The sequence below is a fragment of the Helicobacter sp. genome (assembly GCF_022511165.1).
Taxonomy (GTDB): domain Bacteria; phylum Campylobacterota; class Campylobacteria; order Campylobacterales; family Helicobacteraceae; genus Helicobacter_C.
Genome location: NZ_JAFLSB010000004.1, coordinates 1 through 25,886, shown reverse-complemented (window position 1 = coordinate 25,886; position 25,886 = coordinate 1). Strand labels below are relative to the sequence as shown.

Annotated in this window: 28 protein-coding genes and 1 pseudogene; 5 read left to right on the top strand and 24 right to left on the bottom strand. The window is 38.9% G+C overall.

What is annotated here, in order from left to right; all coding sequences use genetic code 11:
- Positions 1-142: 142 nt before the first annotated feature.
- A complete protein-coding gene (locus tag J1E28_RS01105; RefSeq protein WP_291026097.1) occupies positions 143-967 on the bottom strand; it encodes a polyphenol oxidase family protein in 825 nt (274 codons plus the stop codon).
- A 120-nt stretch (positions 968-1,087) separates the two neighbouring features.
- Here J1E28_RS01105 and nrfH point away from each other — a divergent pair, with 120 nt between their 5' ends.
- The 4 genes from nrfH (at position 1,088) to J1E28_RS01085 (ending at position 5,032) form a co-directional block, all read left to right on the top strand.
- Positions 1,088-1,597, top strand: a complete 510-nt coding sequence (nrfH, locus tag J1E28_RS01100; protein ID WP_291026096.1) for a cytochrome c nitrite reductase small subunit — start codon at positions 1,088-1,090, stop codon at positions 1,595-1,597.
- Between the two features lie 30 nt (positions 1,598-1,627).
- A complete protein-coding gene (locus J1E28_RS01095) occupies positions 1,628-3,478 on the top strand; it encodes an ammonia-forming cytochrome c nitrite reductase subunit c552 (RefSeq protein WP_291026095.1) in 1,851 nt (616 codons plus the stop codon).
- 142 nt (positions 3,479-3,620) lie between these two features.
- Positions 3,621-4,619 carry a hypothetical protein gene (locus J1E28_RS01090; RefSeq protein ID WP_291026094.1) on the top strand — a complete coding sequence of 333 codons (999 nt, stop codon included), beginning with the start codon at positions 3,621-3,623 and terminating at the stop codon, positions 4,617-4,619.
- A gap of 17 nt (positions 4,620-4,636) precedes the next feature.
- A complete protein-coding gene (locus tag J1E28_RS01085; RefSeq protein WP_291026093.1) occupies positions 4,637-5,032 on the top strand; it encodes a diacylglycerol kinase in 396 nt (131 codons plus the stop codon).
- Positions 5,033-5,234: 202 nt separating this feature from the next.
- On the opposite strand, the gene J1E28_RS01080 is transcribed toward J1E28_RS01085, so the two are convergent.
- The 14 genes from J1E28_RS01080 to J1E28_RS01015 all read right to left on the bottom strand — a co-directional run bounded on the left by J1E28_RS01080 (position 5,235) and on the right by J1E28_RS01015 (position 20,765).
- Positions 5,235-6,005 (bottom strand): M15 family metallopeptidase, encoded by a 771-nt coding sequence (locus J1E28_RS01080; RefSeq protein WP_291026092.1) that lies wholly within the window; start codon positions 6,003-6,005, stop codon positions 5,235-5,237.
- A 71-nt stretch (positions 6,006-6,076) separates the two neighbouring features.
- Positions 6,077-9,145, bottom strand: a complete 3,069-nt coding sequence (locus J1E28_RS01075) for an efflux RND transporter permease subunit (protein ID WP_291026091.1) — start codon at positions 9,143-9,145, stop codon at positions 6,077-6,079.
- Complete coding sequence (locus J1E28_RS01070) at positions 9,145-9,840, bottom strand: efflux RND transporter periplasmic adaptor subunit (protein ID WP_291026090.1); 696 nt, start codon at positions 9,838-9,840, stop codon at positions 9,145-9,147. The genes J1E28_RS01075 and J1E28_RS01070 overlap by 1 nt, the downstream gene beginning before the upstream one ends.
- Positions 9,841-9,855: 15 nt before the next feature.
- Complete coding sequence (locus J1E28_RS01065) at positions 9,856-11,247, bottom strand: TolC family protein (protein ID WP_291026089.1); 1,392 nt, start codon at positions 11,245-11,247, stop codon at positions 9,856-9,858.
- A 103-nt stretch (positions 11,248-11,350) separates the two neighbouring features.
- Entirely contained in the window at positions 11,351-12,130 is a 780-nt protein-coding gene (gene fdhD / locus J1E28_RS01060) for a formate dehydrogenase accessory sulfurtransferase FdhD (RefSeq protein WP_291026088.1), read from the bottom strand.
- 14 nt (positions 12,131-12,144) lie between these two features.
- Positions 12,145-13,119, bottom strand: coding sequence for a formate dehydrogenase subunit gamma (locus J1E28_RS01055; protein WP_291026121.1), 975 nt, complete (start codon positions 13,117-13,119; stop codon positions 12,145-12,147).
- 12 nt (positions 13,120-13,131) lie between these two features.
- On the bottom strand, positions 13,132-13,761 hold the full coding sequence (gene fdh3B / locus J1E28_RS01050) for a formate dehydrogenase FDH3 subunit beta (RefSeq protein WP_291026087.1): 630 nt from the start codon (positions 13,759-13,761) through the stop codon (positions 13,132-13,134).
- A gap of 10 nt (positions 13,762-13,771) precedes the next feature.
- Positions 13,772-16,606 carry a molybdopterin-dependent oxidoreductase gene (locus J1E28_RS01045; RefSeq protein ID WP_291026086.1) on the bottom strand — a complete coding sequence of 945 codons (2,835 nt, stop codon included), beginning with the start codon at positions 16,604-16,606 and terminating at the stop codon, positions 13,772-13,774.
- Between the two features lie 18 nt (positions 16,607-16,624).
- A complete protein-coding gene (locus J1E28_RS01040) occupies positions 16,625-16,840 on the bottom strand; it encodes a twin-arginine translocation signal domain-containing protein (protein ID WP_291026085.1) in 216 nt (71 codons plus the stop codon).
- Between the two features lie 78 nt (positions 16,841-16,918).
- Entirely contained in the window at positions 16,919-17,584 is a 666-nt protein-coding gene (locus J1E28_RS01035) for a molecular chaperone TorD family protein (RefSeq protein ID WP_291026084.1), read from the bottom strand.
- Complete coding sequence (locus J1E28_RS01030; protein WP_291026083.1) at positions 17,585-19,111, bottom strand: 4Fe-4S binding protein; 1,527 nt, start codon at positions 19,109-19,111, stop codon at positions 17,585-17,587.
- Positions 19,112-19,379: 268 nt separating this feature from the next.
- Entirely contained in the window at positions 19,380-19,949 is a 570-nt protein-coding gene (locus J1E28_RS01025; protein WP_291026082.1) for a hypothetical protein, read from the bottom strand.
- A gap of 19 nt (positions 19,950-19,968) precedes the next feature.
- Positions 19,969-20,319, bottom strand: a complete 351-nt coding sequence (locus J1E28_RS01020) for a TM2 domain-containing protein (RefSeq protein ID WP_291026081.1) — start codon at positions 20,317-20,319, stop codon at positions 19,969-19,971.
- A gap of 14 nt (positions 20,320-20,333) precedes the next feature.
- Positions 20,334-20,765, bottom strand: a complete 432-nt coding sequence (locus J1E28_RS01015) for a hypothetical protein (RefSeq protein WP_291026080.1) — start codon at positions 20,763-20,765, stop codon at positions 20,334-20,336.
- 155 nt (positions 20,766-20,920) lie between these two features.
- On the opposite strand from J1E28_RS01015, the gene J1E28_RS01010 reads away from it, so the two are divergent.
- Positions 20,921-21,130 carry a hypothetical protein gene (locus J1E28_RS01010; protein ID WP_291026079.1) on the top strand — a complete coding sequence of 70 codons (210 nt, stop codon included), beginning with the start codon at positions 20,921-20,923 and terminating at the stop codon, positions 21,128-21,130.
- A gap of 630 nt (positions 21,131-21,760) precedes the next feature.
- On the opposite strand, the gene rplQ is transcribed toward J1E28_RS01010, so the two are convergent.
- From rplQ to J1E28_RS00965, 9 genes and pseudogenes are all read right to left on the bottom strand, one after another.
- Positions 21,761-22,111, bottom strand: a complete 351-nt coding sequence (rplQ, locus tag J1E28_RS01005; protein WP_291026078.1) for a 50S ribosomal protein L17 — start codon at positions 22,109-22,111, stop codon at positions 21,761-21,763.
- A 15-nt stretch (positions 22,112-22,126) separates the two neighbouring features.
- On the bottom strand, positions 22,127-23,131 hold the full coding sequence (locus tag J1E28_RS01000; RefSeq protein ID WP_291026077.1) for a DNA-directed RNA polymerase subunit alpha: 1,005 nt from the start codon (positions 23,129-23,131) through the stop codon (positions 22,127-22,129).
- A 16-nt stretch (positions 23,132-23,147) separates the two neighbouring features.
- Positions 23,148-23,774, bottom strand: a complete 627-nt coding sequence (rpsD, locus tag J1E28_RS00995) for a 30S ribosomal protein S4 (RefSeq protein ID WP_291026076.1) — start codon at positions 23,772-23,774, stop codon at positions 23,148-23,150.
- A gap of 11 nt (positions 23,775-23,785) precedes the next feature.
- Complete coding sequence (rpsK, locus tag J1E28_RS00990) at positions 23,786-24,178, bottom strand: 30S ribosomal protein S11 (protein ID WP_291026075.1); 393 nt, start codon at positions 24,176-24,178, stop codon at positions 23,786-23,788.
- Positions 24,179-24,190: 12 nt separating this feature from the next.
- The gene (rpsM, locus tag J1E28_RS00985; protein ID WP_002956267.1) at positions 24,191-24,553 is read right to left on the bottom strand and encodes a 30S ribosomal protein S13; all 363 of its coding nucleotides are present in this window, start codon (positions 24,551-24,553) and stop codon (positions 24,191-24,193) included.
- Between the two features lie 3 nt (positions 24,554-24,556).
- Positions 24,557-24,670, bottom strand: coding sequence for a 50S ribosomal protein L36 (rpmJ, locus tag J1E28_RS00980; protein ID WP_002956266.1), 114 nt, complete (start codon positions 24,668-24,670; stop codon positions 24,557-24,559).
- Between the two features lie 85 nt (positions 24,671-24,755).
- Positions 24,756-24,974 carry a translation initiation factor IF-1 gene (infA, locus tag J1E28_RS00975; protein WP_291026074.1) on the bottom strand — a complete coding sequence of 73 codons (219 nt, stop codon included), beginning with the start codon at positions 24,972-24,974 and terminating at the stop codon, positions 24,756-24,758.
- Positions 24,975-25,736 (bottom strand): type I methionyl aminopeptidase, encoded by a 762-nt coding sequence (map, locus tag J1E28_RS00970; protein WP_291026073.1) that lies wholly within the window; start codon positions 25,734-25,736, stop codon positions 24,975-24,977. It lies immediately after the preceding gene.
- 1 nt (position 25,737) lies between these two features.
- Positions 25,738-25,886, bottom strand: a pseudogene (locus tag J1E28_RS00965) (preprotein translocase subunit SecY); the annotation flags it as partial.

Below are 25,886 nucleotides of genomic sequence, written 5' to 3'. Positions count from 1 at the left end.
AAAGCGGGGATTTTGGGTAAACATTGCATAAAGATTCCGCCAAATGCTTTTGGGCACACAGCGGTGGCTATTTATACGCTCGCATAATCGCATCAATAGCACCTACAAAATCTTGTAGAATCTTTAAATAGAATCTAGCAATTCACACAAGCATAGCTAAAAGCCCAAATCTCCCCGTAACGCCCTCTCTTCGGTAAGAATAAAGCTCATTGTTACAACAAGAGCAATGAGGGTTCACCTCAATACACTCTTTTTTGATGCCTAGATTCTCACATTGTGCGTAAATGCAATGGAGCATATCAAGTTTGCTGCCTTTCATTGCCCTATCACCAAAACCAAGTGCAAGAAGCTCCTTATATACCTCTTGCCCTACTTCATAGCAGCACGAGCGAATAGAAGCCCCCACATAGAGCAAACAATCCTGTGCCTGTGTGCCGTAGAGGGTATTCATTTGCATAAAAGTATGTGGCAATATACCATAAAATACGCCCTTGCGCCCCGCGTGTATGACTGCCATTGCACGATTTTTTGTATCATAGAGCAAAAGTGGATTGCAGTCTGCCACAAGAGCAAGGCAGATTCTCAAAGGAAGCTGCGTAATGATTGCATCAGCTTTGCCAAGACAAATCGAGTGAGGCTTATCTATCGCATCTTCTCCTTTTAAAGACGACTCTAAAGCCAAATGGGATTCTAGGTTTTCATTTAAAATAATGCTTTGTGTGCTATGAATCTGCTCCATATAATAAAGCGGTTTTCTGCGATGCTCTGCAATATGAAATTCATCATAAAATCGTATCGTTACGCTTTGATGATTATGTGCTACATTTTCTAGCTCATCACCCACTAAATAGCCAAGATTAAGCGCATCAAATGCTCCATTGCTTACCCCACCAAAGCGATGAGTAAGAGCAAAGCGCACATTTTGCGTTTTAAAAAGCTGACTTTGCAAACTTGTGTGTAAAAACATTTTTCTTTTTCTCCTTAATATTTTGAGATAGGTTAAACCATTTTTATGGCAATAATAATAATATTCCGCCAAGCGTTTCTTTAGAGATTCTGCTCGACAACACACATTAAGGAGGGTTTATTGAGACAAGGCACACAGAAAAAGTCGTCCTCTCTCATATCGAGTGTTTTTATCATTCTTCTTGTCGTTGTTGTAATCCTTGCGTGTTATACCTTTTATAATGCCAAAGGATTCTCATATTTTAGCAACGACTCTGAAGCGTGCAATAATTGCCACATTATGAATGAGGTTTTTAACGACTATCTTAGTGCTCCTCACTCCCAAAAAACCGCAGGACAGCCTAGAGCAACTTGTAATGACTGCCACTTGCCGCACGATTTCGTCTCAAAATGGATTGCAAAAGCACAAAGCGGGGTAGGACACGCTTATGCTTTTACATTTAAGCTTGATGATTTGCCTACGAATCTAAGCGCGAATAAATCAAGCAAACAAATGGTGCAGGATAATTGTGTGCGCTGCCATATTGAGTATGCTCAAAACGCAGTCAATGCGACAACCATACCCGGACATAATGACGCTTTAAACTGCGTTTCCTGCCACGAGAGTGTAGGACACAAAAGAGGATTTTAAACCAAAAGTAAAGATTGAAGGAGGAAAGAAATGCAAAAAAATAGAGGAATGCTACCCATACTTATTGTTGTAGCTGTTGTCGTTGTTGTTGGGCTTTTATGGCTCAATTCAGATATTTCATCAAAACAAGCAGGAAATACAGGTGTTGTCTCAAAACAGCTCGTAGAGCTCACTGATGAGAATCCAACTTTTGATTTTTGGGGTAAAAATTTCCCTGAATACCTTGATATGTATCTCAAGGTGGAAACTGAAGCGCCAAAATATACAAACTTTGGTGGAAACTTGTCATATTCAAAACTTATCCGCTATCCACAACTCACAATTTTGTGGGCAGGATATCCATTTAGCATTGATGCGAATGAAGAAAGAGGACACTTTTGGATACAAGTAGATCAAATGGAAACAGCCCGAAATAATAAAGACTTCCTTAACGCACACGGATTTGCGAAATTTGGCGGACAACCTGCAGCGTGTATGAACTGCCATAGCGGTTGGACTCCTTGGCTCATTAAAAATGTAGCAAATAACGATTTTGTTGCATTTAATAGCACAAAATATTGGACAATGATTAAAAATGTTCCTGCTCGTAATGGTATCCAAGAAGGCTCTGAAGAACACGGAGGACCACACGGAGGCAAAAGAATGGGTGTAACTTGTGCAGACTGCCACAATCCTGATGATATGAGTTTAAGAATCGTGCGCCCTGCTCTTATTAATGCACTTGTTGATAGAGGTTACCAAAAAGATGCTACACAAGGCGTCAAGGCAGATAGAAAAGAAATGCGAACACTTGTGTGCGCTCAATGCCACGTTGAATACTACTTTAAGCCTACAGGCGAGAAAGTCAAAGTAATGGGCGAATCTATCGCTACTGATGAAAGCAAAAAATGGTGGAACGGCACACAAAAGACTTATGATGAGTATGAGCACTGGAGAGATGGCAATAAGGCGACTGAAATTGAAGTTGATGGTATCAACCTCACATTCCCTTGGAGTGCTTGGAAAAAAGGTGAAAAATTTAGAATCGAAATGTTTGATGCGCATTATGATGCAGTGCGCCCAATCTTCAAAGAAGACTGGACACATAAAGAGACTAAGGCTCCTATGATTAAGATTCAGCACCCTGAAACCGAGCTTTTTAGCGGTGGTGTTCACGCAGCAAATGGTGTGAGCTGTGCAGATTGCCATATGCCTTATATTAAGGGTGCAGGTGGTAAGAAAATTACACAACACAATATTACTTCACCACTCTTTGATGTGAATTCTGCGTGTAAAACTTGCCATACACAGCCAGAAGAATATCTTAAAAATCAAATCGCAGATATTCAAAAATCTGTGGCATACGATTTAAGAAGTGCAGAATATGCAACTGTGAGCCTTATCTTTGATATTAAGAAATTGCGTGCAGAGCTTGGCAAACTCCCTACATATCAAACTGATGGTCAGCCTGATGATGCAAAAATCTCTAAAGCGCTCCAAGAGCCACTTGAGCTTCACCGCAAGGGACAAATGAGAGGTGATTTCGTGGGTGCTGAAAACTCAACAGGATTCCATAATCCACGCGAAGCAAGCCGTATGCTCCTTCAAGCTGTAGAAATGGCGAGAATGGGACAAGCTAAACTTGTTGAAATTGCAAGTGCAAATGGCATTAAGGATTTCAAAACCTCAGATCTTGGATTTGATGAGATTCAGAAGTTTAATCCCGGCGAAATTGTGTATAAGATTGATATGAATGGACACACTGCAGGCGAACGTTACTACAAAGACCCTGAAGTAAATGGTGAAGCACCACAAGAACTTTTAGACCTTGATAAAAACACTAGACCTTACAATTTTAGTGTGGTTGATCAAATTTCTGCAAGTGCAACAACCACAAAATAATGCTTCTTAATCCCCCTGCCTCCTTTGGGGGATTTTTTCTTTAAACTTTTTTCTTATTAGTAAAAATAGATGAGCGCCCATTATTCGCTTTTTTATTGTGATTATGCTACAATCCCACAATTACACCTTAAGGGAGATAATTATGAATAAAAAGTTGATTGGCGCTGTTTTAATTCTTGGTGCAGTTATTGCCATAGGTTTAGGCGTGATGCTCTCATTTAAAACAAAAGAGCTTAAAGCACATTTGCAACAAACCCTCAATGAAAAATTTGAATCCTTTACTCAAGGGAGTGATTTAATCTCTAGCTGGGAATCTTTTTCTTGTAGTGGATTCACAAGTGTAAGCTGTTATAGTCCAAAAATCGTAGTAGGCGATGAATATACAAAATTTATTTTTAAAAATGTAGGTTTTGATGTTGATTCTGTAGATGAATCTTCGCTTCGGGCATCGTTTAATATCAAAGAGATTAAAATGGAAGTTGAGCTTGATGAGGCTAATTATGAGCAAGAAAAAGAAAATCTTGTGCTTTTTTCGCGCTTTCTCCCTCATAAAACAAAATGCGATATTTTACTTAAACGCAATGAAGACAAGCTCTCCGAAAGCCTCCAATGCGCAATCAATGCAGATAATGCAACCTACACTTTGCAAGTTGATGATATATATCAATACGAGGACTTCAAAACACAAAATATTGCACAAATCCTTGAAAGTTTTTACTCCAATATCTTTGTTGAAGAAGAAGATTTTTCTACTTTAGATAAATATAAATACGCACTCAATAATCTTTTATTCAAAGTCAAGGAAAATGGTTTTAGCAAAGATATATATAAATATTATGAACTACAAAGTAAGGAGCAAGGTGGAAGCGCGAGCGAAGAGGGATTCACACAATATGCAAGTAATGTCAATATGATTATAACAATTGCTTTGGGACTTGTAATGGGAGATGCTTATAGCGATGGGATTATGTCCCTTAGTAATGCTGCCCAATCTTTTATACTTGGACAGAATAAGGAGTTTGGCTTTACTTTTAAACTTAAAGATGGCAAACAAGAGGAATTTATCCCTCTTGGGGAATTTTCACAAGATCCTTTCTTGTTTCTTGCAGAAAATTTCACTTTTGAAGCGCTCTCCAAATAAACGCACAGGTAGGCACAATGGATAATACAGAGCACCAACGCAACGACAAAAAAGGCAAAACAGGCATAAAAAGGCTTTATAATGCTTTCTTTTTCTCGCTTGATGGCATTAAAGCTGCGTGGAAAGACGAAGAGGGCTTTAGGCAAGTATTTTGCATAGGCATTATTCTAAGTATCATAGCTTGTTTTATCGCGCAGAGTTGGCAAGAGCTAGTGCTACTCATACTCCCTTGTGTCCTTTCTATCATCGTTGAGCTCATTAACTCTGCAATTGAAAACGCTATTGACTTTACAAGCCTTGAGATTCACCCACTTGCTAAAAAAGCTAAAGATATGGGAAGCGCAATACAGCTTATTGCTTGTCTTTTTGTTGCTTTTGTATGGGTAAGCTATCTCTTTATGCGCTTTGCGTAGAACTAAGCTTCTTGCTTAATTCTACACTTATAAATCTAATCATATTTGTAAATAAATGCCCTATATTTTGCCTCTTTTGCAAAGTCAAACCTAAAATACTTGCAACTTTAATTTTAAAGAATCTTGTGCAAAAACTTGCCGCAAGATAAAGATTTTCATTGCCCTAGAATCTCATTGTAAGGAATTGTCTTTTTATGAGGCTTTATTGAAATTGCTGTATATTCTTTGCATAACAAATAATTTCAGGGCGATATTCAAAATGCATTGTATCATAATGCCACCACCGCCCGCCCCATATAAATCCCTCTTCCTCAAATGCACGAACAATCTCTAGGGGGATTTGATTTTCATAATTATACTCGCGCTCTTTAATATCCCAAAGCCAATATTGCGAAAATTGTGTATTAATATCAAGGGCTATACCAAGGCTATGGGGGCTAAGATTTGGAGAATCTGCAATATTACGCCAATAGAACGCATCTTGATCGCTTAAAAATTGATAGTAGGCTTGGGGAAGATCTTGGAGTCTTTGCATTACGCGCTCAAATGCTTTATCTACGCCATTTCTAGTAGTTACCAAGATAAAGCTTTTACGAAAACGTTGCTTAAACCAAGGGAGTTTTATAAGATGTGTATGCACTTCCTCCTTTGTATGCCCATAAATTGCTTTATAAAATCCCAAATGTCGTACCCGCGATGTATCTTCGTTGGGATTAAGGACTTTGCCAATAAAAATATAAGGATAAGTGAAAGCATCATTCATATCAGGCTCTAAAAGCATCTCTTCATAGCTTTTCTCTCGCCCATCGTCCCATATAAAGCTAGTCCCATTTTCAAGCAATACTTGATTATCGCTTATACTTACCACTTGCGGATAGTATCGCTTTATGCACTCTTGGGCTATCATATCGGCTATTTCATTTGCCAAAAGACACGCGCAAGATATGCCTAGACACATTATAATCTTTCTCAATCTCTCTCCAAGTTTTTAATTGAGAGATTATAACGCGTTTTGAGCGTATTTTGTTAGCATAAATCAAATCGTTAAAACTTATCCTCTGCTTTGGGTTTATAGAATTTTTGCAACCAATCATCTATGGGTGCAATAAGTCGATAAATAGCAGGAACAATAAGCAAACTTAAAAACATCGAAAAAAGTAGCCCACCAATAATACAAATCCCCATAGGCGATTTCATACCTGCGCCAGAGCCAGAAGAAATAGCAAGGGGTATCATACCAAATACCATAGCAATAGTTGTCATAAGAATTGGACGCAGACGTGATTCTCCTGCAAGAATAAGAGCCTCATCCGTGCTATACCCCTCTTTGCGTTTTTCATTTGCCACATCAATGAGTAAGGTAGCATTTTTCCCCACCAATCCCATAAGAATCATAAGCCCCATTAATGAAAACATACTAAAGGGTTGCTGCACAACAAAAAGTGCAATAAATGCTCCAGAGAAACTAAAAGGTAAAGTCATCATAATCACAACAGGCTGCAAGAAGCTCTCATAAAGAGCAGCAAGAATCAAATAAATAAGCACAATCGCTGTTAAAACAGCCACAAGAAAAGAAATCATCATCTCTTGCGCATTTTCAGCTTCGCCTTGAAGCCTAAAGGTTGCACCCGGCTCAAGCCACTCATTTTGTTTTTGTGCCGTTACGCTCATCATATCGCCAAGAGAAATGCCAGAATGCTTGATAGGATGAGCATACACGGTGAGGGAACGTTGCCTATCAAAACGCGTAATCACCGAAGGTGCAGTGGTAGATTCTATATCTACAAGTCCCTCGACAAACATCAAATCCCCATTTCCATTTCGCACTTGCAACTTTTTAATATCATTAAGAGAAATTCTGTCATTATCAGGCACACGAATAGTAATGTCATATTCCTTGCCACGTTCCTTATAATACCCAATCGCCGCTTCACCAGAGAATGCCCCACGCACGACATTCCCAATCTCTTGCGCACTCACACCATAGCGACTTGCATTTTGTTTTAACACTTTCAAACGATATTCGGGCAAATCATCAGAAGCATTGAGGTGGATATTATCAACCTTTCCTGCAAGCTTTGGGTCATTATTAAGCAAATGTATCAAATTATCTTTAGTCTTTTTGAGCACCTCATCGCTTGGAGCAAGCAGTGCAACCTGATAGGGAGAGTTATCCCCTCCGCCAAAATCTGATACTTCAGAGAGAGAAAGCACAAAATCCTTACCCACTTCACTACTTTTAAGCCTATCGCCCACTTGCGCCATAATCTCAAATTGAGAAAGTTTGCGCTCTTTAATGGGTTTTAGACGCGCATAAATTTGGGCTTTAAAAATATTTTTTTGTGTATCATAACCAATTTGTAGCGAGGTAAATTCAACATTCTCATCAGCCATTACAATATCTTGGAGCTTTGCAGTTTTTGCTTTCATAGATTCCATACTAATGCCCGGTGTAGTCTCCATAAAAACCTGAAATTCACTCTTATCATCAGGGATAATAAACTCCATACCAAGCTTTGCTAAAAGCGTAAGAGAGAGAAAAAATACCCCCACTATACCAACAATCACCTTTGTTCGATTGCGCAATACAAAGGCTAAAGTTTTGACATAATACGCATCAAGCCTCTTAAAAAATGGCTCTGTGCGATGATAAAACTTAGAGTGCTGGGGATTAACCACGATTGAAGAAATCATTGGGATAATGCTAATAACAACAATATATGAAATACCAATCGCCGCAGCTACTGTTATCCCAAAGCTTTGGAAAAATCGTCCTACAATCCCGCTCATACTTCCCACAGGAATAAATACCGATAAAAGCATAGCTGAAATCGCAATAAGCGCAAAACCTATCTCACGCACCCCTTCATAAGCCGCCTCACGCTTACGCATTCCGTGTTCAAGCTTTTTATGGATATTTTCAATCACCACAATCGCATCATCAATAATAATCCCAATGGCAAGAGCCACCGCGAGAAGCGTGAGCATATTTAAAGAGAATCCAAAGAAATTCATTAACGCAAAGGTGCCAAAAATTGAGATAGGAATACTTACGGCTGATACGAGAGTAATAGTCGCACTTCTTAAAAAAGCAAAAACTACAAAAACTGCCAAAAATACACCAAGAAGCACATCAAATTCTACCGATGAAATCGCCTTGCGCACATTCTGTGTTGTATCCTTAAAAGGTCTAATATCATATCCGGGGCTAATTGCTTCAATCTGCGGTAATACTGCCATTACTGCATTAGCAATTGCAATATCATTTGCACCAGAAATCTTTTGCACTTCAAAAATCACGCCGGGCGTTCTATTAAGTGAAGCAAAAGTCTTATTTTCTTCAATGCCATCTTCAATTGTGGCAATATCTTCAAGCCGAATCCCCTCTGCTACGCGTATATTACCCACATCGCTTAAATCTGTACTTTGTGCATCTGTGGTAACTGACCACTCTTGGAGTTTGCCAATGAGGCGTCCGCCATCAACCTCAAGATTTTCTAGTCCAATTTTATTGGCTATATCTGTATAGGTTAAGCCATATTTATTGAGCATCGTAGGACTTGCAAAGATACGAATCTGCCGCTCTCTATGCCCCCTCATCTCCACGCCACCCACGCCGGAGATTTTTTGCAATAATGGCTTAACATTGTCTTTTGCGTGTCTCATCATTTCAGATATAGGCACATTATCACTTGTGAGAAAAAGAGAAATAATAGGGGCTGAAGAGCTATCAAATTTATTAATACTTGGTGTTTTGATACCAGAATCAAGCTGCACCGAACCCACTTTATCACGCACATCATTCACAGCAACATCAAGGGGTTTTTCAAGCTCAAATTGCACTACCACTACACTTGCATTACGAGCTGAACTTGAAGTTACCTTTTTAATGCCATCAATCCCCATAACTGCTTCTTCAATTTTATCAGTTACTTTTGTTTCTACAATCTCCGCACTTGCTCCCGGATAGCTTGTGATTACCACCACCACAGGAAAATCAATATCAGGAAAAAGCGAAGTTGGCATTTTTAATACGCCCAAAAATCCAAAAAACAAGATTGCAAAAGCAAACATTAGTGTTGATATTGGGCGAGTGATAGCAAACTTATACATTATTTTGTCCTTATATAGCCATCACCAAATGTGCCCACTATTACCCCTTGCACAGGCGCTTCAGCCTTTACTTTGCGTGTGCTTGTACTTGCAGTTGGATAAATTTTGCTAATTTTAGTCGTAAAATTTTCCTTATGTCCATCAATACGAAATTCAAAAACATCGCCTACTTTCACTTTATTTGCATATTTAAAATCAAACTCGAGCACAAGCTTTACATCTTTGCTAATCATTCTAAATAAGCTTGTGTTATTAGCATTTACCCCATCACCAAGTTCTATATCCTTAGAGGCAATAATACCATCAAAAGGTGCTTGTAGCTGTGTTTTACTCAACATCGCCTTTTGATAGCTATAATCAGCTTCAAGCTTTTTATACTCTGAATGATACCTATCAAGCGTATTTCTATCCACTGCCCCGCCGGAGCGCTGATAACGTTCCCATTGCTTTTTAGCAAAGATATATTGCTGCTCTGTGGAGCGCACTTGAGATTCTATATCTTGATTAAAAAGCGTAAGAAGCAAATCGCCTTTTTTGACTTCAGAATCCACATCAACAAAAATATCTGATACTATCCCACTTGTAGCAAGAGTGAGATTAGCGTCCTTAATCGCCTCTGCATTGAATATCGCATATACATCTTCGCCCCATAGACAGCTCCACATTAACGCACTTGCGAATATCAATCTTTTCATCTTTCCTCCTTTGTGCTATTGCTCGATATGTTCTTGCAAATCTTGCCCACTATAATAAATGTAATATGCCTTTTGCATCTCATAATCATTGAGTGCTTGATTAAAGGTTGATTCAGCCTCAAACTTTTTTGTGAGAGATTGGAGATAATCAACAAAATTAAGAATCTGTGCGTCATATTTTTTTGCTACATTTTCAAATGCAATATTTGCCGAGCGCAATGCTGCTTCAGAAGCTTTAATTTTTGCTACGGCAATCTCAAGGCTTTTACGATACATTCTTTCATCTTTTTTTTGTTCCTCTTTTTTATAAGCAAGCTCTTTGAGAGAGCGCAAATATCCAAGTCTTGCGGCTTCATACTGCCGATAAGTTGTAAGCGCATCAAGATGAATGGTTGCATTAATCATAATTTGATTTTGATTGAGTGGAAATTGTCTTTGCAACATAGGGAGTATGTTAGCAAGTCCCCCCATTCCAGTTAAATCCCCTTTAAGCGTCAATGCTCCAGATTTAGTAATATCACTATTAGCGACATAGGTATCGCTGATGCTCAAAGTAGGCAAATAATTAATTTGTCTTGCCTGAAACTTCGCACTCATCGCCTGATAGTTAAGCATATTTAAATCGTGGCGGCTATCAAGTTTAAAAAGTGGAGTTTTAATCTTTTTGCGCTCAAGCTCCTGCACCTCTGTATTTGCAAGAAGAGAAAGCATAAGCTTATTTTTTTCAATCTCCATTTTAATATTTGCTATCTCGTGTTCAGTCGCTAACATTTCCGCGCGCAAAGATTCGACATCATCGATGGTTGTAAGTCCAGAGCGATAAAGTCTCTCTACGCGTTCGATATTTGATTGTAATTGAATGCGCTTTTGATCAAGGCTTGCAAGATGTGCGCGATTAGTAAAATAGCTATAATACTGCTCAATCACGCTCAAAAAAAGCTGATCTTTTGTGTTTTCTCTATCCTCAATACTTGCGCGATAAAGTGAGCCTTTCTCACGCACCTTGTTGTAGGTTTTAAAGCCACTAAAAACCTCCCATTTACCTTGAATGCTGCCTGTATAGGTTTTCATACGCATACTTGGATTGTCAGTATCTTGGTATTGATATGCTCCATCGATTGTAGGTAAATACTCGCCATATGCTGCTCTACTTGTTGCTTGAGCTTGCAAAATCGCCAAATCTTTAGCTTCAAGATTATAGTTTTTCTTTGCCCCTTCAATTAAATCTGTGAGCGTAAAAACCCTCCCCACAGATTCAGGTTCAGATTGCGCCTCTGTTTCTTGTATTTGAATGTATTGTTCTTGTTGCACAGAATCTTGCGCTGAAGAGCTAGAAGATTGTTGTAAGGAATCTTCTTGTGCATTCAAAAGAGAGAAAAATCCTAGTATAAGGACTATTCTTTTCATAAGCTATACTCCTAATCGATAATAAATCAACATTTTGGGGCAAGATTCTAACTCATTTTTGTAAATGTTGCATATGCAACTATTAAATGATTAAAACAAAAAATCAATGAATAATACGCGAAGGGTGAGTATAAATATTAAAGCCATCATTTCGTGCAAAAGCCACAAGTGTAACACCTAGAATCTGCGCAGAATGAATACCTAAATGCGTGGTGGCTGAACGCGAAATCACAAGAGGTATATCACTCATTGCAGCTTTAATAACCATCTCCATAGAAAGCCTCCCGCTCACAATAAGGATTGCTTCGCTCATATCCGCCCTTTTAAGCCTTGCTTGACCAATAACCTTATCAATGGCATTATGTCGCCCCACATCTTCGCTCACAAATGTATCACTGCACACAAGCATTGCTTTATGCACACAGCCTGTTTGCATAAACAGCGCACTTGGGATATTAAACTCATCAAGGAGGGCAAAAATATCTCGGGAGTGAATCCTAAGAGAGGAAGTAACAAATTTTTGTGTAATTTCGCCATCAAAATTCGCACTCACCCCTACACAACAACCCGTAGTAAGCGTTTTTTCTTTATGGAGATGAGAGAGTTTATCTTCTCTAATATGAGCTTGCATATACACACTTAAGCCATCTTGGGCAATATCAAGGGAGATAATATCATCAACGCTCTCTAGCACCCCCTCATTCATCAAAAAGCCTACAAAATGCGCATCTTGTGCATAAGGTAAGCTCATCACTGAAAGGAGTTTAGAGCCATTAAGATAAAAGGCTATACGTTGCTCCTCAATAATATCATCTTGAAGTGTCTTTATTGGAGCGTCTTTATGCACTTTTACCATACGCATTTTATGCACAAATTCGCCCATTTTACCTCTAAAAATCAATGATTAAGGCGCATAGCATCTAATTTACCTTCAGCCTTCAAATCTTGGTAATATAAGCTATGGAGCATAGAGACTTCCTCTTCGCCCATTTTACCATTGAGAATGGATTCTATTGCTCCCTCGATTGCAAAAACTGCCATATAAATATGCGTAATCAAAAGCGCAATGATTAAAAATCCTACAAAATTATGCACAATCGCCATAGCACGCAAAGCATCAATACCCACACATTGGAAAAACATTATTGCGCCACTACATACCATTACCGCTCCACCAAGTGTGGCTACCCAAAACCACATCTTTTGCCCTGCATTGAACTTATGGGCTGGAATCTCACGATTAACTTTATCAAGGTAGCCCCCAAGCATCATCATCCATTTCACATCATAGGATTTAAAAAGGCAATCTTTTACCCACATCAAAAACATTAATGTGCCAAATACAGCAAAAAAGAGTGTTGCAATGCCGTGTAAATCACGCGCAAAACGCACAAGAGCACCGCCACCAAGCTTATCACCAAAAACCATCATAAGCCCGCTTAAGCACAGCATCACAAAAGGCACAGCTGCACACCAATGCACAATAATATTATATTTACTAAAAACGAGCAGGAAGTTATTATGCGAATAATGCCTCTTGCCTATAATTTTATAATGCCCATAAAATGCCATAGGCACAAAAATTACAATAAGCAAGAAAATGAGCGCAAAATAATGTCCTTGCAAAAGTGTAAAAATCTCGCCTAAACCCAAAGAATGCGGCGAATTGATACCCCAAGTTTTAATCGCTGCAACTTCTGGACCGCCATAGAGCTTAGGATTTGCCTTATCTTGAGGCGTAAAAAGCGTATTATTGCCCTCTATGACTTCAGCATACTGCTTACCTCCCTCTTGAGGCACACTTGGATTTGCACCAAAAGCAAGACTTGCTCCAAAAAGCATAAGTGCAAGGATTCTAAAAAATATTTGCATCATAGAATCCTCCTAATCATCATAGGCTGTCTTCCACACATTTGGCACAGCATTAGGGATATTTTCACCCCTTGTTTGCGCACGATGTGTGATGATTTTTGAGACTTCCTCACTGCTGCCTGCTAATAATGCTTTGGTTGAGCACATACTCGCGCACATTGGCACTTTACCTTCGGCAATTCTATTTTGCCCATAAAGATGATATTCTTCCTCGCTATTTGTCTCTTCAGGTCCGCCTGCACAAAATGTGCATTTATCCATTGCTCCGCGAGAACCAAAAACACCATTTTTGGGGAATTGTGGCGCACCAAATGGACAAGCATACAAACAATAGCCACAACCTATACAAGTTTTCTTATCGTGCAAAACAATACCATCAGCGCGGATATAGAAACAATCCACCGGGCACACTTGCGCGCAAGGCGCATCAGAGCAGTGCATACACGCGATAGAAACAGCGCTTTCCTTGCCCACTTGCCCCTCATTTAAAATAACAACCCTTCGGCGATTTACTCCCACAGGCAAATGATGAGCCTCTTTACACGCGACATCACAGCCGTGGCATTCGATGCAACGATTAGTATCGCAATAGAATTTGATTCTTGAAAAATGCTCAAGATTTGTAGGAACTGCAGCCCTCATCTCTCACTCCTTATGCTTTTTCAATGCGACATAAGCCACATTTTGTTTCTGGACAAGCAGAGTTATAATCAAACCCATAACTTGAAATCATATTTGCCGATTCTCCAATCACATAAGGTTTTGTCCCCTCTGGATATTGCTCAAGCCTTGAAACTCCTTGATCCATACCTGAAAAGTTTTGTGGCAACCAAATGCTGTTGTAATCTACGCGTGTTGAAAGTTTAGCCGGAACAAGAATCTTCGTATTCATCGTGCCATACACCCACACCATATCGCCATTTTTGATATGAAGCTCTGCGGCTTTATCAGGGTGAATCTCCACAAACATTTCGCCCTCAACCTCTGCTAGGTATTTTGCGCTTCTTGTCTCTGCACCTGTCCCCATATGTGCCACAAGTCGCCCTGAAAGCATATTAATAGGGAATTCATCAACCCAATTTTTATTTTCGCCAAGCTCTTTTTGACGACTGCGGTATTTGATATTAGCACGGAAATGATTTGGCTTATCTGGGAAATTTGGATATTTATCAACCAAATCCCCACGCACAGAATGCAAAGGCTCTCTATGGAGTGGAATCTTATCATACCAATTCCACACATTTGCCCTTGCCTTACCATTTCCATAAGGGCAAAGTCCTGCTTCAAGTGCTTTTTCCACCAAAATATTATTGCCGATTCCAAGCGCAAAGGTAAAGCCCTCAACAGCCTGCTTTTGGCTCTCTGTGAGCTGAATACCCAAAGATTCTGCATTTGCTGCTGTTATTGGAGCGTGTCCGCCGATATATTTCGCATTTGGCAGACTTCTTGGGCTAAGCATACTCTGTCCATCAGGATTTGTAACACCCCAATTCACTCTAAATCCCATTCCTCCACGCATAACGGGAATCTCATCATTATACATCACAGGTGTTCCCGGGTGCTTATCACTCCAACAAGGCCAAGGCAAACCATAATAATCCCCTTTTAGCGCCCCTGTCCCCTCAAGCGTTACTTTATCAAACAAATGCCAATTCTCTTGATGAGCTTTCAATCTCTCTGGACTCATTCCCTGCAAACCAATACTACGAATGCTTTGAGTAAGCTCGATTGTTGCATCATCAGGCCAAATGAATTCTTCACGTCCCTTAGATTTTGCTATGTCATACAATCGCCATTGATACTCTTTAAGGAATCCTAATCTTTCAGCCAAGCCAAAAAGAAATTCCTCATCAGGACGACATTCAAAGAGTGGCTCCATTACTTTACTTCGCCATTGATAGCTACGATTTGTTGCTGCCACGCTGCCACTTGTTTCCATTTGAGAAGCGGCTGGAAGCATAAAAATACTATCACTCCTATCACTATAAATAGCCAAATCATTGACATAAGGATCGACAAAAACAACCAAATCAAGGCTATCCATTGCTTTACGTTGCAAATCAAGCAAGGAAACGGTTGTCATACCCGAGCCAATCACAATCAAAGCACGAAGTTTTGTGCCTCCATTATTTGCTGCATTTTCGTCATCAAGCACGCCAAATTTCCAAGTAGAATGCGCAAAGCCGATTTTTTCCATCATTTCCTTGTCTTTAAAACGTGAAAGCATATATTCATACTCTACGCCCCAATGCTTACAGAAATGCCTCCAAGCAGGTTCGCCAAGTCCATAGTAGCCGGGTAAGGAATCTGCGAGATTATTCATATCACTCGCTCCTTGCACATTATCGTGTCCTCTTAAGATATTCACACCTCCGCCATTTTTACCAATATTACCCAAAAACATTTGCAAAATCGGCATAATGCGCGTATTGCTTGTGCCCACTGTGTGCTGGGTAAGCCCTTGATTCCATATTAAACTTGCAGGTTTTGCTGCTGCCATTTCTTCGGCAATATGGCGAATCGCATCTGCAGGAATCCCACATACATCTGCAGCCACTTCTGGCGGGAATTTTTTGGCTTCTTCCATAATCTTTTCATAGCCATCAACCCGCTCTTTAAGATATTGTTCATCATAAAGCTTTTTGGCAATAATATGATGAAGCAATCCATACGCAAAGGCAATATCTGTCCCACTGCGGATTCTATGGAATTCATCACATTTTGCAGCGGTTTTTGTAAATCGCGGATCGACACACACAAGTTTGGCGCCTTTTTCTTTAGCACGCAAAATATGCACCATCGAAACAGGGTGATTCACTGCGGGATTTGCCCCAATGACTAAGATGTATTTTGAAAACATCATATCACCTAAATGGTTTGTCATACCACCATATCCAAATGTATTCGCCACACCGGCGACTGTTGGTGAATGTCAAACACGAGCGCAGTGATCGATATTATTTGTCCCAAAAAATGCTGCAAACTTACGAATATAGTAACTTTGCTCATTAGAGCATTTCGCACTCCCTAAGAACATTACTGCATCAGGACCGCTTTCTTCACGGATTTGCTTGAGCTTTGATGCGATTTTATCCATCATTTCATCATATTTATAGCGCACCCATTTGCCACCCTCCTTAGCAAGAGGATAACGCAAACGTGTCTCACTCCTTGCCCTGTCAATGAGGTCAGCTCCCTTACAGCAATGCCCACCTTGTGAAATAGGGTGGTCTTGGGCGACTTCTTGACGCACCCACACACCATCGACAACTTCAGCGATGATTCCACAACCTACCGAACAATGGGTGCAAATGGTTTTAATCTTTTTTGATTGTGGATATCTTTCTTTAAGCTCTTGCTCACTTGCCTTTTTCACAACACTTTGCCCATCATCTCCAAAAGCACCACTCACACCAGCCATAGAAGCCAATGCAGAAAGCTTAAGGAATGAGCGTCTTTGGTTGCGTCTTTTTGCTATTTCGCTCATTTTTGCTCCTTATGTGTATTATTTGGCAACAGAAAAATAAGTTTGCCAATACTGCGTATCATCACGATACAAAATCTCTTGCTTTTTGCTCTTGCCCTTAATGACTTCTTTTTGTGTGTGTTCTCCAGAACAGCTATTCAAACTAAGGGAGCCTATAGCAACCACAACACCACCAACCCCAGCAGTCTTTAAAAACTGACGGCGAGATTGATTGTCTTCTTGTGTTTTAGACATACAGCCTCCTTTTGTTTTTGCTTTGGGATAAACCCATTTTGACTTTTTAGATTCAACAAAAAGCCAAAATCGATTTATCTATAATCCGCGTTCTACATTTAAAAAACTCTGCAAAAGTGAAGCAATATGTGTATAATACACTAATCCCTCCCTTTTGAGCAATGCTTCCACTACAAAATCCCCCAATGGTATTACAAATTCTCTCAAAAATTGCATACTAAGGATTCTATCTCCGCTATCCTCTGAACATATAAGATAGCGCATCAATAAAAGCAAAAAGCCCAAATGCTCCTCGCTTTCTTTGAAGCTTTGAGTATTAAGCCTAAAAGTGCTTTGTTTTAGAAGTGTGCGCACGGCAAGCAAGGCTTTGCCATTAAGGCATCCCTCCAAATAATGCGAGAGATAGAGCATCACTTGAGGATTATGATAAAAAACTTCACCTTTTCCTCTGCGTTTGGGAGCTATCTCATCGTCTTTTGGCACGCTAAAAGGCAAAATAAAAGTTTGCGTATATTCATCAATAATATGTTGCAAACCATTTGTTTGAATCTCTTTTTCTAAAAAATCAAAATGTGCGCTATCGCGTTCATCTAATACTTGCTCTTTTAAAATTACAATTTGGTTTAAAAGCACATTTTCACGCTCACATAGCAATTCATACAAAAATAGCCCTGCAAAAAAATCATAATACAATGCCCTTGCATTGGCAATAGATTCTAAAGTATGACTTGTTGTATTTTGCACCTACACTCCTCCAAACATCACTTTTACTTTACAATCCGCACAGCACTCCAAACTTCGTAGTTTAGAACTATCGGCAGAAAATGCAGGAGCAAGAATCTGCTTAATTTTTTCAATGCTTTTTTGTGTCGCAAAAATCTTATTGCACTCCACACATCTAAAAGGCTCATCACTTGCAATGACATTATATTCAAAGCTTTGGGCTGCAAGATTAAAAGTATGTGATTGCAGATGAAGCACATTTTCTGCACAACTTGCCACACAATACCCGCAATCTGTGCAAAGAGAGGGCTTGTATAAAAGCTCAAAAGAGGCATTATTATTCATAAGCGCATTAGTATTACACGCCTCAACGCAACTTAAACACAAAGTGCAATGTTTGGAATCTATCTTAAGCGTTGCACAATTACGAAGAGCTACCTCGCCATAGGATTCTTGCTTTACCCAAAAATGTAAGCGTTCGGAAAAAATATTCTTGCTACTCTCATTTTCAGTGGGTGTGTAAATATAATGTGTATGTGCAATGGGCTGCAATGTATTTGGAGCTTGCAAGGTTGCAAAATCATAAATAGCAACTTTGGCAAAAATGCGCTCATAAATGGTATTTAAAGATTCTATGTCCTTAAATATATGCTCGCCTAATGGACTATAAAGTATAATAGGTGCGCTACATTCTTGTAAAAGGCTAAGCAAATAGGTGATATTAAGCATATTTGGCCCTTGCAAGATAAAGGGCAAAATCAAAGGATTGTGTTTTCTAAGCTGTTGAAAATCATTTACAAAATCTATTTTTTCAATGTCTTTTTGAGCTACAATAAGCGGAATGAATCCCTTATAAAGCCTTGCTCTTTCAGTAAAAGAAATAAAGCCATCTCCCTCACGCTCTAGGCTACCTGTGGGGCATACGCTCACACATTTACCACAGGCAATACAATCAATGGCAGATAGCTCTAAAAGTGTGCTCTTAGCATTGCTACTTATGCCCATTGTAGGGCAAATATCCACACAATGCCCACATACACACTCGCCATTGCTCAATGGACGCCTTCCTTGGTATTGGCAGTATTGCGGATTGAGTATAATGTGGTGGCTATAAGTATGCTCTCCACACAAAGAAAGCAAGGCTTCGAGCATAGAATCTGCGCTTTCATACATATCTGGCGTATGCACACCTTTATAGTTAGAGAGATGCTCTAAGGGCGCAAAAGAGACAACTTGCGAGGTTTTAAGAGATTCTGCATTGCCTTGAGTATTTTTGAAAGTCAGGGTGAAATCACCCAAATGTCCGCGAAGAGAAATAAAATCTTGGGGGAGGAGATGAGCCATTTCAAGCTTTAACCTATGCTCTTTTTGAATACACAAAGCTAAAAAATCATCGGTAAGCTCTCCATAACCTATCACAACACAATGAGGATTCACAAATACAATCGACTCTGTATGAAGCGATGTGAAATCAAGCATAATTTCATTACATTCATTTAAAATCGCTCTTTCTTTCTCATTAAGCAATGCCCATATACCTTCTTGCATTAACCCGCCTTTAAGCCCATAAGAATAGCATATCATAGCACAATATGAATGATATTAGACTTATAGTTTCTCATTTTTGCATACTTTTTGATTGCAATCTTTATTCCAAAAAATGATTTTATGAATCTCCCCCATAAGCTCTTTATGGCATTTTGGGGATTCTTTGTAGATTCTTATTGTCGCTATATCGCAAAATAGAATCTACTCAAAGCAAAATCTATAAAAGTCAAAAATGATTATTTGAGGCATACAAGTAAAATAAGCATTCCTATTTGGCAAAATCAGCTTCTATCATCAAATCGCCATTACCATTATCATAAGTCCTATATGCCAAGCCGTGCGCGTGTAATTTCAATGCGACAAACCCCACGCCTAAAAGCTCTACTAAAGTCTCTTGCGTCATCTCTTCTTTAGGAATATTAAGATTTTTTAAAAGTTCTCCACCTATCACTCCGCCAAGCATTCCATCTACTCCCTTACTAGAAAAGCCTAAGTTAGCGAGTGCTTCCGTTGTTTCATCAAAATGTGGCTTTTCCCCACTTTTGCGGGATTCTTTAAAAAGTGCTATGGCTTTTTCGGCATTCTTATTGATGATGTTTGCCTTACAAATACTTGAATTTTTATCTTTATCAAGCTCCATTAACGTAATCTCGCTCACATCAAAACCCAAACTTTTTAATGTAATTTTTTTATCATTACTCCCCTTTGCATCTCCAAATAGTAAAATATTCAAAGCCTGCTCTGCATAATCCTTATTGTCGCATTTAAAATTATTTCCGCAACCACTCAATAAACCTATTAGCACTACACTTCCTACCAAAATAATTATTTTGCGCATTTTTTATCCTTTCTCTTTTTTACACACCAAACATCATAAGCTGATGAGAAATCTTATTAAGATTATCCTGTTTAATGCCTTTCCATACCAAAAACAAATCCACTATTGCCCAGATTCCAAAGGTAAGCCAACACAAAAGAAACTTTACTACTCCCAAGACTATATCTCCCTTATAGAATCTATCCGCTCCTACAATGCCCAAACATACTCCAAGAACAAGTCCAACAATAGGGTCTTTAAGCTGAATAAGACTAAGGTGGGAGAGCTTGTCTTCGGGGAGTTTTTGAAGCCTCTCTTGCAGCAGTAATGGCGCAGATTCTGGTAATTTATCTCCCCAAGTAGAAACTATTACCATTACTTTATCATTCATAATCACCCCCATTCTTATTGAGGCAAAGCCAAAAGTAATGTATTGAGATTTGTTTTTCTTAGCTTTTTGCCTACCAAAAATAAATCCGCAATCCACCAAATCCACATTACCAAAACACATAAGCCACCTATTACACTTGCAGTCGATGAGCCACCCTCTTGCGCAATAGCAGAAAAAATCAGCGCAAGAAGTGTAATTGCTAGTCTCGCGCCACCCAAAACCATATCACCAATCATAAAGCGACCAACACCAAAATTCCCAAACAAAAAACTACCTACCCAAAAGACCAATAAAGGACTTTTGAGCTTCAAAAGTGGAATTTTTGCCATAAACTCATCACGCGCTTTTTCATCAAGCCTATCAAGTCGTTCCTTAAATCCTTGCAGCTCGAAACTATCTTTGGGCAATTTATCTTGCACACTCATCAATAGGGTATTTGAATCCATTCTTTCTCCTTCAATTTAAAATTAAGTATCGTCATAATACGACATATTTTCTTAAAAATAAATATATATATGAAATATTATCGTAATTTGAAATAAAGATAAAGTTTTATTTAATTCACACAATTTTTAAGGCAAATAAAAAACGAGGAAAATGTATGAAATACACGCAACAGGATAAGGCGAGAATCTTGCGTATCACTACACGCACTTTGCAGAGATGGAAATACACGAAGCCTGAACTTTTTGCGATTATTGAGGCAGGATTTAAAATGCGTGAGCGAATCTATACCCAAGAAATGTATAACGAAGAAATACAATCATTGATAAAAACCATTGACTCACACACCCTCCCCTCCTCTCGCTAATTTTTGATTATTAAAGCAACATTGCACCTTGAAGTTTTTGCCGATAAAATAAATTTGCATTGTTGAAATTTAAAAGAAGCAAATTAAGATTTTTAAATGTTATAACAAAATGGGCGAGATTTTAGAATCTTTTGCAAACTATGCGTAGATTCAGCAATAAAGTATATCTTTATTGCAATACAAATAAAATCGCGTGAGAGGCAAACCTTAAAGGCGTCGTAGGGGGCGAGGTGTATATCACCGAGCGCGACTTCGCATTTGTGCAAAGCACCAATCCATACTTGTAAATTTAAGCCCCTCCCCCTTATAGAAAAATCTAATAAATGTAAAATAAAGGATTCTAGAATCTTTTAAACTTTTCATATTTTTTATTATTAAAGTTTTGAATCCTATTGCAAAAATAATCTTTTTTTTAGAATCTAGATTCTATTTCACATTTTTGTCTTTGAAGTTTTAAGATTCCTTATTTTTTTAGATTTCTAAGATTCCAAAAAGCATTTCATATATAAAGTTTAGAGTGTGATTCAAGTAATTTTTGCTAATGAAGTCTATATTAAAGGGAGGGTGCTATATTAAAAAAGCAATATAGAATCTAGGAGATTTTATATTGCTACAAAATGGTTTGGGGTTTTACACAAACTCAATGATTGCCATTTGTGAGGCATCACCTCTGCGGAGACGTGTGCGCTGAATCCTCGTATAACCGCCATTGCGTCCATTATATTTAGGAGCTATTTCAGTAATAAGTTTCTTGGTGGCTTTCTTATCCTGCAAATAGGCAAAAATATAGCGATGCGTATTAAAATCAGCGTTTCGAGCAACACTCACAAGCTTTTCAATATAGCTTTGCAATTCTTTTGCCTTAAACACGCCTGTTTCAATTTTATTATGCTCAATAAGAGCAATCGCTAGATTCTTAAGCAATGCCTTTCGATGAGCGCAAGTGCGCCCCAATTTTCTATAACCATGTCTATGTCTCATCTTGCTTCTCCCTCACTAATTATTTTTGATACGAGCTAATTTACGATTAAGAAGCTGCAAAACATCTTCGGCAATTTCTCCACCCACAGGGTAGCCAAGCTCCTCTAGTTTCTCTGCAATCTCATCATAGGATTTTTTACCCATATTTTTAATATTTTTAAGCTCATTTTCACTCATAATCACAAGCTCACCTACATATTTTAATCCTGATCTATCGAGGCAATTAAAGCAACGTGCGCTCAAATTCAGCATATCAATCTTAATCATCAAGGTTTTAAGCTCTCCGGAATTTTCAGCGACATTTTTTGCGTTGCTAGAAGCTGCGCTCAAATCCACTCCAAAAATACTCATTTGCTTGTGCATTACCGCAATAGCTTCCTTAAAAGCAGCAAGAGGTTCAATCTGCCCATCTGTCTCAATATCAAAAATGATTTTTTCATAATTTGGATTGTCTTCTACAAGCACATTTTCAATCTCATACACTGCCTTTTTTACAGGCGTAAAATACGCATCAAGAGGAATATAATCCTCTGCAATCTTACCTCGAATACTCTCGCTTGGCACATATCCTATGCCTTTTTGCACAATAAGAGAAAAACTAATGCTCGCATTTTCATTAATTGTCGCCAAATAAGCATCAGTATTTACAACCCCTACCGCATCATTAGCAAGCTCTCCTGCATTAAGCACCATTGGACCCTTTAAATCATAATGGAGTTGCACACTATCAAGCTCTTTGTCTTTAATGAAAAAACGAATATTTTTGAGATTGCTAATAAAATGCGATACATCTTCTACGATGCCCCGAATAGAATCAAATTCGTGTGAAACACCTTGAATCTTTAAAGCAGTAGGTGCATATCCTACAGAGCTTGAGAGGAGTAAGCGACGAATGGGGTGAGCTAATGTAATAGCATAGCCAGATTCAAAAGGGTAGGCACTAATTTTGATTCTATTGGCTGAAATTTCTTCAGTACTTATATCTGTGGGAATATAAGGTTCAATTTTAATCATATTCATTGCGTAATCCTTATTTTTACTTAGAATAAAGCTCGACTATTAATCTTTCCTCAATAGGTATTACTACCTCTTCTCTTTGCGGGAAGCGAGTAAAGATGCCAAATTTCTTCTCCTTATCTACATCAACCCAAGGCACAATGCCTGTTTGTGCAGTCAAATCAATTGCGCGTAATACTTGAGGATTATTTTTGCTTTTTTCTTTCAATTCAATTTTTTGCCCGGGTTTTACAATATATGAGGGAATATCTACGCGTTTGCCATTAACAAGAATATGTCCGTGTGTAACAAGCTGTCTTGCAAATCTTCTTGTTGTAGCAAATCCCATACGATACACTACATTATCCAAACGTTGCTCTATGATACGCACAAGATTCTCCCCTGTATTGCCCTCTTGACGATTTGCTTCTCTAAAAAGGGCGCGGAATTGCTTTTCACTCACACCATACATAATCTTCGCTTTTTGCTTTTCACGCAACTGCAAGCCATATTCTGAAATCTTGCCACGTTTTTGCCCGTGCTGTCCTGGTCCATAAGGTCGCTTATCAAGTGCGCTTTTACCCGCTAATCTCCTCTCGCCTTTTAGTGCAAGAGATACACCAAAGCGCCTTTCTAATTTTTCAACTGGTCCTCTATATCGTGCCATATATCACTCCCTTACACTCTTCTTCTCTTTGGTGGTCTGCAACCATTATGGGGCAATGGTGTAATATCCTTTAACCAAAGCACCTTAATGCCCTCGATTGCTCCTACGCTTTTTACTGCGGTTTCTCTTCCGCTCCCTGGTCCTTGCACTTTGATACCTACTTCTTTAATACCGTGCTCTTTAGCCTTTTCCATTGCCGCTTCTACAGCTTGTTGGGCAGCATAAGGAGTAGATTTTTTACTTCCTTTAAATCCCAATCCACCAGCAGTCGCCCAACACAACACATTGCCCATTTCATCAGTAACGGTTACATTGGTATTATTAAACGATGCGGAAATGCACACTATGCCTCGTGCAATATTCTTTTTTGCATTTTTTTTCTTGGTTACACCTTTTTTTGCCATTCCACTTACTCCTTACTTGCTACCCACAGTTTTTTTCTTACCCTTGCGTGTGCGAGCATTATTTTTTGTCGTTTGTCCTCGAACAGGCAAGCCTTTTCTATGGCGCAAACCACGATAGCTCCCCAAATCCATTAATGCCTTAATATCCATTGTTACTTTTTTCCTAAGATCACCTTCAACCATATAGCTTTCTTGAATCTTTTTTGCAATAGATGAAACTTCATCTTCGCTGAGATCAAAAACTCGCTTATCAAAAGAAATATTTACGGCTTTAAGAATATCTCTTGAGCTTTTAAGCCCAATACCATAAATATAAGTAAGAGCATATTCCACTCTCTTCTTTTTTGGCAAATCTACACCAGCAATTCTAGCCATCTTTTATCCTTGTCTTTGTTTATGTTTAGGGGTTGAGCAAATCACTCGAACCACACCTTTACGCTTGATAACCTTACATTTATCGCACATCTTTTTGACCGAAGGTCGAACTTTCATACCTGCTCCTTTGTATTTTCTAACTTTTTGGAGTTAAAACTGAAGATTTTACAAAAAAAATATTTAAAAACTACTTACAAAAACCCTATTTATGCCTATAAGTAATCCTCCCCTTATCAAGACTATAAGGAGTAAGCTCAATTTTAACCATATCACCGGGCAAAATTTTAATATAGTGCATACGCATCTTTCCTGCTATATGGCAAAGCACGATATGCCCATTTTCAAGCTGCACACGAAAGGTTGCATTTGGCAAAGCCTCAACAACCTTGCCATCAACTTCAATCACATCATCTTTTGCCATCTATTCTACCTCCGTTAAAATCTCTGCCTTGCCATCAACAATGGCTATTGTATGCTCATAATGACTGCCATTCAAGCCATCTTTAGCAACGACTGACCAATTATCCTGAAGAATAGTCGGCTCTCCATCACGTTGAGCAATCATTGGCTCGAGGCAAAATACCATACCCTCTTGAATCTTTGGACCTTGCTTTGGATTGGGAGATTCTAAATAATTTGGAATCTCTGGCTCCTCGTGTGGAGCGCGTCCTATCCCGTGTCCGCAGAATCCACGCAAAGGCTCATATCCGCGCTTTGTAATTGCCTCTTCTAATACTAAACTTAGCTCCTTAAAACGCATACCCACGCGCACCTGTGAAATTGCCTCATATAGAGAATCCTTGGCGCAATTAATCAAATCCTCATCACTCTTTTTAATTTGCCCAATCCCAAGTGTAATCGCCCCATCACCATACCAACCACCATATTCCACACCAATATCAATACCTAAAATATCGCCATTTTTAAGCTTATAATCTGTGGGAATGCCGTGAATAATTACCTCATTTACAGAGGTGCAAATAGATTTTGGAAAGCCATAGAGTTGATAAAAAGCAGCCCTTCCGCCTTGAGAGATAATAAAATCATTTGCTAAAGTATCAAGCTCAAGGAGAGAGACACCCTCTTTTGCGTGTTGGGCGAGAAGTTTGAGAGTTTGAGCAACGATTTTATTTGGTATGCGTAAAGATTCTATGTCTTTCTTGCTTTTGATACTAATTGCCATCTTAAAGCCCTACGGCACTAAGGGTTTGGTATTTGCTCATATAAATTTGAGCTTCAATGCGCCTCATCGTATCAATAGCCACCTGCACTACAATCAGTACTGCTGTCCCGCCAAAGTAAAAAGGCACTCCGGTAAATTTCACAAGCACCC